Origin of the sequence: uncultured Porphyromonas sp., from assembly GCF_900541275.1 — a bacterium.
Classification (GTDB): Bacteria; Bacteroidota; Bacteroidia; order Bacteroidales; family Porphyromonadaceae; genus Porphyromonas_A.
Genome location: NZ_UQJH01000001.1, coordinates 255816 through 269991, shown reverse-complemented (window position 1 = coordinate 269991; position 14176 = coordinate 255816). Strand labels below are relative to the sequence as shown.

Sequence of the window (14176 nt, the reverse complement as noted above, 5' to 3'; positions counted from 1 at the left end):
ATAGCGACCATGAAAAAGAAAGGTAAGCTCATCTTACAGGACGGGACCTGCTACGAGGGGACACTCTTCGGTGCCACTGATAAGAGTGTCAGCGGGGAGGTTGTCTTCAATACCAGTATGACTGGCTACCCCGAGGCCCTGACGGATCCCTCATATATGGGTCAGATGCTTGTCTGTACATACCCGATCATAGGCAATTACGGATTCCCTCCAGAGGATGTAGACCCCGCCACCAATCTGGCTCTCTACCTCGAGAGCCGGAAGCTCCATCCACTCGCACTTATCGTGCACGACTATACCGATGACTACTCTCACTGGAATGCCGCAGAGTCTCTCTCAGAGGCTCTCGAGCGCCATGGCGTGGTCGGACTCTCCGGTGTTGACACGCGGGAGCTTACCAAGGATATCCGTGATCATGGTCCGCTCATCGGTAAGCTGGTGGTGGACGATCAGGATATAGACTTCTTCCAGACCGACGAGGTAAACCTCGTCGCTGAGGTCTCCACACCGGAGGTGATCCACTTACCTAAGAGTGGTGCCAAGCGAGTGGTCCTCGTGGACTGTGGCGCGAAGGAGAATATTGTCCGGATGCTCCTCGACCGCGATGTTGACCTCACGATCGTCCCCTGGGACTACGACTTTACCGAGATGGATTATGATGGTCTCTTCATCAGTAACGGTCCGGGTAATCCGATGCAGTGCACCGCCCTCATTGACCATATACGACAGGTCATTGAGAGCGGTGCAAAGCCTATAGGAGGGATCTGTATGGGAAATCAGATTATGGCTCTTGCCATTGGTGCCAAGGTGAAAAAGATGAAGTTTGGTCACCGCTCAGCAAATCAGCCAGTACGTCTCTGTGGCACAGATAAGTGCTTTATTACCAGCCAAAATCATGGATTTGCCGTTGATAGTGACACTCTCCCTGCCGGCTGGCGTCCCTACTTCGAGAATCTCAATGATGGCTCCAACGAAGGTATCATCCACGAGTCAGGGAGGTACTTCGCAGTCCAGTTCCACCCCGAGTGCCACGGAGGCCCGATGGATACCGAATTCTTTTTTGATGACTTTATTAAGCTCCTAAACTCGTGAACGTAAAGAAATACAAGAAGATCCTCCTCCTCGGATCCGGTGCCCTCAAGATCGGTGAGGCGGGCGAATTTGATTACTCAGGATCTCAAGCCCTCAAGGCTCTCAAGGAAGAGGGAATACACACCGTCCTCGTCAACCCCAATATCGCCACAGTACAGACGTCTGAGGGTATTGCTGATACGATCTACTTCCTCCCCGTCACCCCGTACTTTATTGAGCGAGTGATCAAGAAGGAGCGCCCCGATGGCATTATGCTCTCATTCGGAGGACAGACTGCCCTCAACTGTGGTGTCGCCCTCTACGAGAAAGGGGTCCTCCGGGACTATAATATAGAGGTCCTCGGGACTCCCGTCCAGGCCATTATGGATACCGAGGACAGGGAGCTCTTCAGCGAGCGTATGCACGAGATCGGGGTCCACACCATCTCCAGTGAGGCATGTGAGGATATAAAGCATGCCCGCGAGGCAGCTAAGGAGCTCGGCTATCCAGTCATCATCCGTGCGGCCTACGCCCTCGGTGGTATGGGGAGTGGCTTTTGCGACAACGAGGAGGAGCTAAATGCTCTCTGCGAGCGAGCTTTCTCCTTCTCCCCTCAGGTACTGGTCGAGAAGAGTCTCAAGGGGTGGAAAGAGATTGAGTACGAGGTCGTGCGCGATAAGTATGACAATTGCATAACGGTCTGCAATATGGAGAACTTCGATCCGCTCGGCATCCATACCGGTGAGAGTATCGTCGTCGCTCCCTCTCAGACCTTGACTAACTCGGAGTTTCAGAAGCTCCGCGACATCGCCATCCGTATCGTCCGCCACATAGGCATTGTGGGGGAGTGCAATGTCCAGTACGCCTTGGACACCCAGAGCGAGGACTATCGTGTCATCGAGGTCAATGCTCGTCTGAGCCGCTCCTCAGCACTCGCCTCCAAGGCCACCGGCTATCCGCTCGCCTTTGTGGCTGCCAAGCTCGGTATGGGATATGGTCTTCATGAGCTGAAGAATAGCGTCACTCAGACCACTTCTGCCTTCTTTGAGCCGGCACTCGATTACGTCGTCTGCAAGATCCCCAGATGGGATCTCAGCAAGTTTGCCGGTGTATCGCGTGAGATCGGCTCCAGCATGAAGTCAGTAGGCGAGATTATGGCCATCGGTCGCACCATTGAGGAGGCTATACAGAAGGGGCTCCGGATGATCGGCCAGGGAATGCACGGCTTCGTCGAGAATAAGGAACTGGTCATCTCGGATATAGATAAGTCTCTACGGGAGCCTACCGACAACCGCATTTTTGTCATCAGTAAGGCTTTCCGAGCAGGGTATACGATCGATCAGATCCACGACCTGACAAAGATCGACAAATTCTTCCTCCACAAACTGCACAATATCATCGATACGGCTGAGGAGCTGGAGACCCTGTCACAGATCAGCGACATCTCGCCTGAGCTGATGAGGAGGGCAAAGGTACAGGGCTTCTCCGACTTCCAGATCGCCCGCGCGGTGCTCAAGCACACGATCAAGGATATGGATGCGGCTCAGCTGGAGGTCCGAGAGCTTCGAAAGAGTATGGGTATCACTCCGGTGGTGCGCCAGATAGATACTCTTGCTGCAGAGTACCCTGCCAAGACCAATTACCTCTACCTGACCTACGATGGTCATCGTCACGATGTCTCCTTTGAGGATGGGGACAAGAGTGTGATCGTGCTTGGCTCAGGGGCGTACCACATCGGTAGCTCGGTCGAGTTTGACTGGTGTGGCGTCTCTGCCCTCAATACAATCAAGGAGGAGGGCTACCACTCCATCATGATCAATTACAACCCCGAGACCGTCAGCACCGACTACGACATGTCAGATAGGCTTTACTTTGATGAGCTGACTCTGGAGCGGGTGCTTGACATCATTGACCTGGAGCAGCCTCATGGCACGATCCTATCCACTGGTGGTCAGATCCCCAATAACCTCGCTATGAGGCTCCACCGCTGTGGCTGCAAGGTCCTCGGCACTCAGCCGGAGGATGTCGACCATGCGGAGGATAGATACAAGTTCTCCGAGATGTGCGACAGCTTGGGCATTGATCAGCCTGCATGGAGCGAGCTCACCTCATTTGACGACGTCAAGAGCTTTGTCGATAAAGTGGGCTATCCGGTGCTAGTGCGTCCCTCCTATGTCCTCAGTGGTGCAGCGATGAATGTCTGCTCCAACGAGGAGGAGCTTCAGCGCTTCCTCCGTCTTGCCTCGGATGTCTCCCAGGAGCACCCAGTGGTGATCTCCGCCTTTATGGAGAATACGAAGGAGATCGAGATGGATGCCGTTGCAGACAAGGGCGAACTGGTCGCCTATGCGATCAGTGAGCATATAGAGTTTGCCGGTGTGCACTCCGGAGACGCCACTATCCAATTCCCTGGACAGAAGATCTACATCGAGACAGTGCGCCGCATCAAGCGCATCACCCGTCAGATCGCCAAGGCACTTAATATCTCCGGACCATTCAACGTACAGTACCTCGCCCGTGGAAATGAGATCAAGGTGATCGAGTGCAACCTCCGAGCCTCGCGCTCATTCCCCTTCGTCTCCAAGGTGCTCAAGATGAATCTCATCACTCTGGCAACGAAGATCATGCTGGGCAAGCCGTACGACAAGCCTGAGAAGAGTGTCTTTGATCTCGACTATGTCGGTGTCAAGGCATCTCAATTCTCCTTCTCTCGTCTCCAGAGGGCTGATCCTGTCCTAGGAGTGGATATGATGTCCACCGGAGAGGTAGGCTGTATCTCCTACAGCCCCTCCGAGGCACTCCTCGAGTCGATGCTTGCCGTGGGGCAGAAGATCCCCGAGAGAGGCGTGCTGATGTCCACAGGTGGAGCTAAGCAAAAGGTCGATCTCCTCGAACCGGCTCGCCTACTGATCAAGCGCGGACTCAAGATCTACGCCACCGAGGGCACCTGCCGCTTCCTTAATGAGAATGGTGTCCCTGCTGAGCTCTGCCACTGGCCAAGCGAGGAAGGGAAGGAGCCACAGGCCCTTGATCTGGTGCGAGATCACAAGGTAGATCTGGTGGTGAATATCAATAAAAACCTCACCCCGAGAGAGCTGACCAACGGCTACAAGCTACGTCGTGCAGCCATCGACCACAATATCTCCTTGGTGACTAACGCCCGTCTCGCTGCTTCCTTCATCGAGGCATTCTGTGCCAAGGACGTGGACGACATCGAGATTATGAGCTGGGACGAATTCAAGTAACGAAAGGTCTAGAATACTGATTGCAAAGGGCATCTAATCGCTGATTAGTGCCCTTTGCTTCATATGGAGACGGAGGTAATAAAAGAGTAAATTAAATGCAACCGGATTGTATTGATGAAATAATTCGCTAAATCCTTGGTTAAGCTACTATTTTAGATTATCTTTGTCGTGCAATAAGGGGATGCGAGTGGAGTGCCGGTTGCTCCCCCTGCTGCTATCAATAGAGTGTAAGAAAGAAGATAAACTTTATACGAACACAACATTAAATTATGGCAAACATCGACTTAAGCAAGTACGGCATCAAGGGTGTCAAGGAGATCATCCACAACCCATCATATGACCGTCTCTTCAAGGATGAGACCGATCCGTCTCTCGAGGGTTACGAGAAGGGACAGGTGAGCGAGCTGGGCGCTGTCAACGTAATGACAGGCATCTACACCGGTCGCTCTCCTAAGGATAAGTTCTTCGTCGTAGACGAGACCTCCAAGGATACCATCTGGTGGGATAGCGAGGAGTATCACAATGACAACCACCCCTGCTCCAAGGAGACTTGGGATGTAGTGCGCAAGCTTGCCACCGACGAGCTCTCTGACAAGAAGCTCTACGTCGTGGACGCTTTCTGCGGTGCCAATGAGGACACCCGCGTCAAGATCCGCTTCATCGTCGAGGTGGCTTGGCAGGCACACTTTGTCACCAATATGTTCATCCGTCCCTCCAAGGAGGAGCTGGAGAACTTTGGTGAGCCGGACTTCGTAGTCTACAATGCATCCAAGGCAAAGGTGGACAACTGGAAGGAGCTCGGCCTCCACTCCGAGACCGCTGTTGTCTTCAACCTCACCAGCCGCGAGCAGGTGATCCTCAACACCTGGTATGGTGGTGAGATGAAGAAGGGGATGTTCAGCTACATGAATTACCTCAATCCTCGTCGTGGTATGGCCTCGATGCACTCCTCTGCCAATACGGATATGAATGGCGAGCATACCGCCATCTTCTTTGGTCTCTCCGGTACCGGTAAGACCACCCTCTCCGCTGACCCCAAGCGTCTCCTGATCGGTGACGATGAGCACGGATGGGATGACGATGGTGTCTTCAATTACGAGGGTGGCTGCTACGCTAAGGTGATCAACCTGAGCAAGGAGGGTGAGCCTGCCATCTATGGAGCCATCCGTCGTGATGCACTCCTCGAGAACGTTGCTGTAGACAAGGAGGGTAAGATCGACTTCGCAGACAAGTCTGTCACTGAGAACACTCGTGTCTCATACCCGATCTACCACATCGACAACATCGTGAAGCCGATCTCCAAGGCCGGTCACGCTGAGCGCGTCATCTTCCTGACCGCTGATGCCTTCGGTGTACTGCCTCCTGTATCTCTCCTTGATGACGCTCAGACTCAGTACTACTTCCTCAGCGGATTTACCGCTAAGCTCGCTGGTACAGAGCGTGGCATCACCGAGCCCACCCCCACCTTCTCAGCATGCTTCGGCGCAGCCTTCCTGACTCTGCACCCCACCAAGTACGCCCAGGAGCTGGTCAAGAAGATGAAGGCTCACAATACCAAGGCCTATCTCGTCAATACGGGATGGAATGGTACCGGTAAGCGTATCTCTCTGAAGCAGACCCGTGCAATGGTAGACGCTATCCTCGATGGCTCTATCGAGAATGCACCCACGAAGAAGATCCCTTACTTCAATCTCACGATCCCCACAGAGCTGCCCAACGTAGACTCTAATATCCTCGATCCGCGCAGCACCTACGATAGTGAGGCTGCATGGGAGGAGAAGGCTAAGGACCTCGCTGCTCGCTTCATTAAGAACTTCAAGAAGTTTGAGACCAACGACCACGGTAAGTCTCTTGTACCTGCCGGTCCCCAGCTCTAAGCAGCTTGCATCACAATAGCCTGAGGCGCTACATCATCGCGTCTCTCGCCTAAGCACTGAGAGATCCCAGCACCATATATCGGTGCCGGGATCTCTTTTTTTTATACCACTATGTCCTAAGGCGACACCCGAAGTCTCCTTACGATCCGAGACCATGCCCATTATCCCGGAGAGGGTGGGCGATAGGGTGGGCGATAGGGTGAGCAAAATCGTGAGGATCCGGGTGAAATAGACTGCTTGGGGCTTGAAGTGTGAGGAAAAAAGTGTACCTTTGCCACCACTTAAGAGTACGGGATGTAGCACAGTTGGTAGCGCGCCACGTTCGGGACGTGGAGGTCGACAGTTCGAGTCTGTTCATCCCGACAGATTTCTTGGTCGAGAAAGTATGTCCGCACACTTTCTCGACCTTTGTTTTCTTGACCCTATCCCTTCAGAGAGAAGTCTAATACCGATATTAGTTCGACCTAATACCGGTATTAGACTTCTCTAATATCGGTATTAGTGATGAGGGTAAGCTCTGAGAGGTGAGACAGGTGCTTTATGAACCTTCTTCTTATTGGCAACCAGTCTATTAATGCTGTAAATACCCAGCTCCTTTGCGAAGCCAGGATTACTATGGTCGGACTTGATGCATACAGCTAGATTATGTATCACAGCTGATCCATTAAGTCGTTTAATTGGGCTATCTTTGTAAGGTCATAGAGGGTGTAATCCTTCTCTCATAAGCAACTATCACTCATGGAGACAATTAAATCAATATATAAGATAGGTAAAGGTCCCTCGAGCAGCCACACAATGGGCCCGAGACGGGCTGCACTGATGTTCCTAGATCGCCTGAGTGGAGGCACGCCGGCGAGGTTTAGGGTCACTCTCTACGGATCCCTTGCAGCCACAGGTAAGGGGCATATGACAGATGTAGCCATCCTCGAGGTGCTGGAGCCCGTTGCCCCTACTGAGATCGTATGGGAGCCACAGACGGTTAAGCGCTTCCACACGAATGGTATGTACTATGAGGCGCTGGATAAGGAGGATAAGCTCATCGACTCTTGGACTGTCTACAGTGTCGGCGGTGGAGACTTGGCTAATGAGGAGTTTGATGAGAGTAGGGCGAGTGAGGTCTACCCCCACAACCGTATGACGGATATCCTGGCTTACTGCTTCGATGAGCACTTGTCACTCTGGGAGTATGTGGAGCGTTTTGAGGACTCATCGATATGGGATCACTTGGGGGAGGCTTGGCAGGTGATGCGATCTGCAGTAGAGCGGGGTCTCGACAATGACAGCATCCTCCCCGGAGGGCTCAATCTCCGCCGTAAGGCCGGCGAGTACTATGTGCAGGCCAATAACTACAGCTACTCTACCAAGTCTCGCGGACTAGTGTACGCCTACGCCCTGGCTGCAAGTGAGGAGAATGCGGGTGGTGGTCAGGTATGCACCGGTCCCACCTGCGGCTCGTCGGGGGTGATGCCGGGAGTACTCTATCACCTCAAGGTATCCAAGGAGATACCGGACAAGATGATCCTGAGGGCTATGGCTACGGCGGGGCTCTTCGGCGCTATCTGTCGCACAAATGCCTCTATTTCCGGAGCGGAGGTGGGCTGCCAGGGTGAGGTGGGCGTTGCCTGCTCGATGGCTGCTGCCGCTGCCAATCAGCTCTTTGGAGGCAGTCTCAATCAGGTAGAGTATGCAGCCGAGATGGGGCTTGAGCACCACTTGGGACTGACCTGTGATCCCATCTGTGGTCTCGTGCAGATCCCCTGCATCGAGCGTAACGCCTTTGCAGCGGCAAGAGCACTGGATGCGAATGTCTACGCTTCGTTCTCCAATGGATTTCACCGAGTGTCTTTTGACCAAGTGGTAGAGGTGATGCGACAGACGGGTCACGACCTCCCGAGCCTCTACAAGGAGACCTCCACCGGCGGTCTCGCTACCAGCTACAGAAATCCCATCGCTCGGCTCGGTAAGGAGATATCGTACAATAGAGAGGAGGCGGAGAAGTCAGAGGAGGGCCCCAAGTTGTCCTTTTTTATGTAAGTTTGTCTGCTTCTGAGAAAGAATAATCACAATCCACATATGACGAGATCATCAGAGAGTCGCAAGCCTATCCGCAGAGCGCTTGTATCGGTATACCATAAAGAGGGGCTGGAGAAGCTCCTGAGACAACTGGGGCAGAGTGGAGTGGAGATCCTCTCCACGGGTGGCACCTATGACTATGTCACCAGCCTTGACCTTCCCTGTACCAAGGTGGAGGACCGCACCGGTCTTCCCTCCATCTTGGGTGGGAGAGTCAAGACCCTCCATCCGGTGGTCTTTGGCGGGATCCTTACTCGCCGAGGTAACGAGCAGGATGATAAGGACTGTCATCGCTTTGACATTGATCCGATAGACCTTGTGATCGTCGATCTGTACCCCTTTGAGGCTACTGTCGCCTCTGGTGCTTCTCATGAGGATATCATAGAGAAGATCGATATCGGTGGTATCTCTCTGATCCGTGCAGCCGCCAAGAATTACTCCGATGTGGTGATCATCCCCTCAGCTAAGTATTACGATGAACTCACTGCCATACTCAGCGAGCAGGCCGGTGAGACAACGCTGGAGCAGAGGCGACACTTTGCACGTGCTGCCTTTGAGGAGTCCTCATCCTACGACACTGCGATCCATAATTACTTCCTCTCCATGGACGATCCGGCAGACGAGTCGGAGGATCTCCTCCCTGAGGAGCGTTTCTCTCTCTCTATGGAGGGATGTCAGCCCATGAGGTATGGCGAAAACCCTCATCAGCGGGCTGCTTACTATGGTAAGGGCTTTGATGAGCGCTTTGACTACCTCCACGGCAAGCAGATCAGCTACAATAACCTGCTGGATGTGGATGCTGCAGTGCATATGATCGAAGAGATGGATGAGCCCGCCTGTGGCATCGTCAAGCACAATACGCCCTGTGGACTGGCAGTCCGAGAGACCATACGTGACGCCTATTTGGCTGCTCTTGCGTGTGACACTGAGTCGGCCTTTGGTGGCATCGTAGTGCTCAATAGACCGGTCGATATGGAGACTGCGGAGGAGCTACATAAGCTCTTCATCGAAGTCCTCATTGCTCCCGAGTATAGCAGGGAGGCACTGGAGCTACTGACACAAAAGAAAAATAGGATCATCCTGAGAGACAAGATCGGCAAGGACAAGTATCCTCTACAGTACCGATCTGCCCTGGGTGGCGTACTGGTGCAGGAGCGTGATACGCTTGTGGACCAAGCTAAGGATCTCACTGTGGTCACTCGTACGTCTCCCTCCGAGAGCGAGACGAAAGATCTCCTCTTTGCGATGCAGGCGGTAAAGTACTGCAAGAGCAACGCTATAGTCCTCGCCAAGGATCGTCAGATCTTGGGTGCCGGCTACGGTCAGACCTCTCGGGTGGAGGCGCTGAGGCAAGCGATCAGCAAGGCAGCAGCGATGGGCTTCTCTCTCGAGGGATCCGTCATGGCTTCTGATGCTTTCTTCCCCTTCCCCGACTGCGTAGAGATAGCTCATGAGGCGGGCGTGGTTTCCGTCATCCAGCCGGGCGGGTCTATACGCGATCAGGAGAGTATAAGTTATTGCGATGAGCACGGTATGTCCATGGTGACCACCGGTCATCGTCACTTTAGACACTAACTTTTTTACTAAATACAGGATGGGCTTTTTCTCACTGACAAGGAAATTAGCCGTAGACTTAGGTACTGCTAATACGGTCATCATAGAGGATGGCAAGATCATCATCGATCAGCCAAGCTATGTGACGCTCAATAAGAAGACTGACAAGGTAGAGTGGGTCGGTGCTGAGGCGTATCGTCGCTTCGAGAAGGAGAATAATGATCTCTCCACTGTCCGTCCACTTAAGGATGGCGTGGTCGCTGACCTGGATGCCTGCGAGTATATGATCCGCGGGATGATCCGGATGGCTACGACTAAGAAGCACTTCTTCCCCACCTCACTGAAGGTCGTTGTCTGTGTTCCCTCTGGTAGCACGGATGTAGAGATACGTGCCGTGCGCGATGCGGCTGAGAAGGCCGGGGCCAACGAGGTGTACCTCATCCATGAGCCAATGGCTGCAGCGATCGGTATTGGCATCGATGTGATGGAGCCTACCGGCAACGTGATCGTAGATATCGGCGGTGGCACGACGGAGATCGCTGTGATCTCACTGGGTGGCATTGTCAATAATAAGTCGATCAAGGTGGCGGGAGACGAATTCACCAACGATATCGTTGACTATATGAAGGTCGAGCATAGTATCCGCATCGGTGAGCGCACCGCTGAGGAGATCAAGAAAAATGTCGGCTCTGCTCTCGATCAACTGGACAATGAGCCTGATCCCTATACAGTCGTAGGGCAGGACTTGGCGAGCATCCTGCCTAAGACGGTGGATGTCAATTACCATGAGATCTCTACATGCCTCGATAAGTCGATCACCAAGATCGAGACAGCTATAGGAAACGCTCTAGACGACACTGCCCCCGAGCTGTATGCAGATATTTTCAATAACGGTATCTACCTTGCTGGGGGAGGTGCACAGCTGAAGGGGCTTGATAAGAGACTTCAGGCTAAGTTTCAGATCCCCTTCAAGATCGCTGATGACCCCTTATACTCCGTCGCCAACGGCACTTTCATTGCTCTTCAGAACTCCGATAAGTACACTCTGCTCTTTAAGTAACTCATACGGCACCTCCCTGACTACTAGATTAGGTAGGGTGGGTTGCCTCTCAAGCCGTGCATCGTCTTAATGGATCGCCTCGTCGAATTTCTCCGGTCCAAGAGACATCTCCTGATTTTCCTACTCCTCGAGGTGGTTGCCTTGGCACTCCTCTTTAGTGGCAGTAGGTACCGGTCTAGTGTCATGCTGAGCTCTGCCAATGACCTTACTGGTAGGGTGATGGAGACGGCACAGACTGTCCGTGCTTACACCGGACTTGAGGAGGCAAATGTGGAGCTGCTCCATAGGAATGCGATACTGGAGCGGGAGGTACTCCGGTTGCACAACCAGCTGGAGCGTCTCTCCGTCGACTCCCTCTCCTGGCAGCGCCTGGGGCGTGACACACTGGAGAGACCCTTTCCTTACCACTACATAGTAGGCAGGGTTGTGGGGATGGTGCTCTTTGACAAGAGCAATTATCTGACCTTGGACATCGGCAAGCAGGATGGCGTAGCAGTAGATATGGGGGTCGTAAGCACAGATGGAGTGGTCGGTATCGTGCAGGCGGTGAGCGACCATTACTCGAGAGTGGTACCGGTGATCAATAGTACCTTTGGGATCAGCTGCAAGGTGGATGGCTCTGACCTTGTGAGTGTACTGAAGTGGGATGGACAGGATATCAATCACTCTCTGCTGACTAATATCCCCAAGCATCAGTCGCTGGAGCCGGGGAGATCGGTCTTTACGAGTGGGTACTCTGCTTCTTTCCCCTCCGGCTTGTCTGTAGGGACAGTGGTAGGTCCGGGGAAGTCACCTGACGATAGTTTCTTTGCTTACCGAGTGGAGCTATCCACGCACTTTGCCTCTCTGAAGTACGTCTATGTGCTACAGTATGAGAATCGTCAGGAGAGAAGTGTGGTTGAAGATCCAGTCCCAGATAGACGATCTCTATGAGTAAGTACACCCTACGACTTGGTATCCTCTCCCTCGTGCTGATACTCTTGCAGGTGGTACTCTTTAACCACCTGCTACTCTTCCAGTACTTCTTGCCGATCCTCTACCTCTACCCTCTTATCAAGATGCCGTACCGGTCGGAGCCGTGGGTACTGACCCTCCTTGCCGCTTGCATAGGACTATTTATTGACCTGATGATGAATACACCAGGACTCAATATGGCCTCCTCCGCACTAACGCTCTACCTTCGCCCTAAGCTGCTGGGGGCGCTGGTGGATAAGGACGATCTTGACAATTCGGACGAGGAAAATCCGCTAATCACTCCCCGCCTGATGAGAGCAGGAGCTTACCTACTCTTTATCCTGACCCTCACACTGGTGCAGATCAGCTCGATATTCCTCCTTGAGTTTTTCTCCACCGGACTCTTGGTGCACACATTACCCTACATTGGCGGATCCGTTGTGATAACGGTGCTGCTTTTTATGATCTTTGATGCACTCTTGATGCCGCGTAGGAGGGGATGAGACCATCACATAGTAGGTATAGTGAGCGTAGCTTTATCATCGTAGGGGTGATGACGCTGGTGGTTATTGTATATGTGGCGAGACTCTTCTATGTCCAGGTGCTCTCTCCGGAGTATAAGCTAGCAGCGGAGAATATTGCCTTTTACCACCGAACCCTCTATCCGTCACGCGGTCTGATGCGTGATCGCAACGACAGTCTCGTCGTCTATAATACCGCTACGGCAGATGCCAAGGTCATTATGCGACAGATGGAGGACTTCGATAGTCTTGCCTTTTGCCATATCCTGGACATAGATATCCAAGACCTACGTGAGCGTCTGGAGCAGGTGAAGGATCGGGAGTCCAATAAAGGGTACTCTCCCTTTGTACCGCAGACTATTTTCTCCCAGATAACCTCAGTGGAGGCAGGACTATTAGAGGAGCAGCTATACAAGTTTCCCGGTCTACTCATCGAGCACCATACCTCTCGGGCGTATACATACTCTGCAGGGGCTCTTCTGCTGGGCAATATCGGTGAAGTCGGTCCGGGTGACATAAAGCGAGATCCCTATTACACGCCCGGAGACTACGCCGGCACGACCGGTCTGGAGAAGAGCTATGAGCGATTCTTGAGAGGAAATAAAGGGACCTCTATCCTCCTCAGGGATGTCCATGGTCGGGTGCAGGGTCAGTACGAGGAGGGAAAGTATGATCAGGAGCTCACCTCCGGGCATAATCTCAAGTTGAGCATTGACATCAAGCTACAGGCCTATGGTGAGCAGCTGATGCAAGGCAAGAGTGGAGCGATCGTCATGATAGAGCCGAGTACAGGAGAGGTACTAGCTCTGGTTTCCTCCCCCACCTTTGATCCATCTCGCTTATTGGGAAAGGAGCGGGGAAAGAACTACCAGTCTCTCGCCACTGATCCTCTCAAGCCTCTCTACAACAGAGCTATACAGGCCGCCTATCCCCCCGGATCGACCTTCAAGACCGTGCAGTCAGCAGCCTATCTGCAGGAGGGATGCATTACTCCGGGTACTATGTACTCCTGTCATCGTGGCTACCCACTGCTCGGGGGGCGCCCCCGATGTCATGGCCACGGATCTCCACTGGATCTCAGGCACGCCATTGCCACCTCTTGCAATGCCTATTTTTGCTGGGGTCTGAGGGCTTTTTTAGACGATAGATCCCGCTACGCTACCGTGGAGGAGGCTTTTGATCACTGGCGAGACTATATCGTCAAGATGGGCTTCGGGCATAAGACCGGTGTGGATCTGCCGGGAGAGAGCCGTGGCTATATCCCAAGCTCTGCCGTATACAATAAGCTCCATAATGGGCGCTGGACATCGAGCTCAATAGTCTCCATAGCGATCGGTCAGGGTGAGATCCTTGCCACACCGTTACAGATAGCCAACTTCGGTGCTGTGGTAGCTAATAGGGGTCACTACTATACCCCTCACTTGGTGAAGGAGATCGATGGTATGCCTCAGGACTCGCTCTATATCGAGCGTATGGAAACAGGGATCAGGCCTGAGTATTTCCGAGTGATCGCCGAAGGAATGCGTATGGCGGTGATAGGCGGGACCTGTCGTAAGGCAAATCTATCCGACTTTGCCATCTGTGGTAAAACCGGTACGGCTGAGAACCCTCACGGCAAAGACCACTCCCTCTTCCTTGGCTTTGGTCCCATGGAGGAGCCCAAGGTCTCCATCGCTGTCATGGTGGAGAATGGAGGCTTCGGTGCCACCTATGCTGTTCCGATCGGTAGACTTATGCTCGATTACTATCTCCATGGTGACTCTATTACTCCTTCGTCGATTAGCTACGAGAAGGCGATGTTGTCCTCAGTAATTAGATGAG

General features: G+C 53.1%; 9 protein-coding genes and 1 tRNA gene. All 10 read left to right on the top strand.

Features of this window, described 5'->3' with window-relative positions:
* Positions 1-9 precede the first annotated feature (9 nt).
* The 10 genes from carA to mrdA all read left to right on the top strand — a co-directional run bounded on the left by carA (position 10) and on the right by mrdA (position 14175).
* Entirely contained in the window at positions 10-1092 is a 1083-nt protein-coding gene (gene carA / locus QZR17_RS01100; protein WP_297126557.1) for a glutamine-hydrolyzing carbamoyl-phosphate synthase small subunit, read from the top strand.
* Positions 1089-4316 (top strand): carbamoyl-phosphate synthase (glutamine-hydrolyzing) large subunit, encoded by a 3228-nt coding sequence (gene carB, locus QZR17_RS01095; protein ID WP_297126554.1) that lies wholly within the window; start codon positions 1089-1091, stop codon positions 4314-4316. The genes carA and carB overlap by 4 nt, the downstream gene beginning before the upstream one ends.
* 269 nt (positions 4317-4585) lie before the next feature.
* Positions 4586-6193, top strand: coding sequence for a phosphoenolpyruvate carboxykinase (ATP) (pckA, locus tag QZR17_RS01090; RefSeq protein ID WP_296120371.1), 1608 nt, complete (start codon positions 4586-4588; stop codon positions 6191-6193).
* A 290-nt stretch (positions 6194-6483) separates the two neighbouring features.
* Positions 6484-6556: transfer RNA gene (locus tag QZR17_RS01085), tRNA-Pro, on the top strand.
* A gap of 375 nt (positions 6557-6931) precedes the next feature.
* The gene (locus QZR17_RS01080; protein ID WP_296164133.1) at positions 6932-8227 is read left to right on the top strand and encodes an L-serine ammonia-lyase, iron-sulfur-dependent, subunit alpha; all 1296 of its coding nucleotides are present in this window, start codon (positions 6932-6934) and stop codon (positions 8225-8227) included.
* A gap of 39 nt (positions 8228-8266) precedes the next feature.
* A complete protein-coding gene (gene purH / locus QZR17_RS01075; protein WP_297126551.1) occupies positions 8267-9841 on the top strand; it encodes a bifunctional phosphoribosylaminoimidazolecarboxamide formyltransferase/IMP cyclohydrolase in 1575 nt (524 codons plus the stop codon).
* A gap of 19 nt (positions 9842-9860) precedes the next feature.
* On the top strand, positions 9861-10880 hold the full coding sequence (locus tag QZR17_RS01070) for a rod shape-determining protein (protein ID WP_296164137.1): 1020 nt from the start codon (positions 9861-9863) through the stop codon (positions 10878-10880).
* A 69-nt stretch (positions 10881-10949) separates the two neighbouring features.
* Positions 10950-11813: a rod shape-determining protein MreC gene (gene mreC, locus QZR17_RS01065; RefSeq protein ID WP_297126548.1), complete on the top strand. Its 864-nt coding sequence runs from the start codon at positions 10950-10952 to the stop codon at positions 11811-11813.
* Positions 11810-12337, top strand: coding sequence for a rod shape-determining protein MreD (gene mreD, locus QZR17_RS01060; protein ID WP_297126546.1), 528 nt, complete (start codon positions 11810-11812; stop codon positions 12335-12337). Before mreC ends, mreD begins: the two co-directional genes overlap by 4 nt.
* A complete protein-coding gene (gene mrdA, locus QZR17_RS01055; protein ID WP_297126544.1) occupies positions 12334-14175 on the top strand; it encodes a penicillin-binding protein 2 in 1842 nt (613 codons plus the stop codon). Before mreD ends, mrdA begins: the two co-directional genes overlap by 4 nt.
* Position 14176 lies beyond the last annotated feature (1 nt).

What these genes read in the sequence shown, in the direction of transcription:
- mrdA (WP_297126544.1), top strand. Translation starts at nt 12,334, where the DNA reads ATGAGACCATCACATAGTAGGTATAGTGAGCGTAGCTTTATCATCGTA.
- QZR17_RS01070 (WP_296164137.1), top strand. Translation starts at nt 9,861, where the DNA reads ATGGGCTTTTTCTCACTGACAAGGAAATTAGCCGTAGACTTAGGTACT.
- carA (WP_297126557.1), top strand. Translation starts at nt 10, where the DNA reads ATGAAAAAGAAAGGTAAGCTCATCTTACAGGACGGGACCTGCTACGAG.
- mreD (WP_297126546.1), top strand. Translation starts at nt 11,810, where the DNA reads ATGAGTAAGTACACCCTACGACTTGGTATCCTCTCCCTCGTGCTGATA.
- QZR17_RS01080 (WP_296164133.1), top strand. Translation starts at nt 6,932, where the DNA reads ATGGAGACAATTAAATCAATATATAAGATAGGTAAAGGTCCCTCGAGC.
- purH (WP_297126551.1), top strand. Translation starts at nt 8,267, where the DNA reads ATGACGAGATCATCAGAGAGTCGCAAGCCTATCCGCAGAGCGCTTGTA.
- pckA (WP_296120371.1), top strand. Translation starts at nt 4,586, where the DNA reads ATGGCAAACATCGACTTAAGCAAGTACGGCATCAAGGGTGTCAAGGAG.
- mreC (WP_297126548.1), top strand. Translation starts at nt 10,950, where the DNA reads ATGGATCGCCTCGTCGAATTTCTCCGGTCCAAGAGACATCTCCTGATT.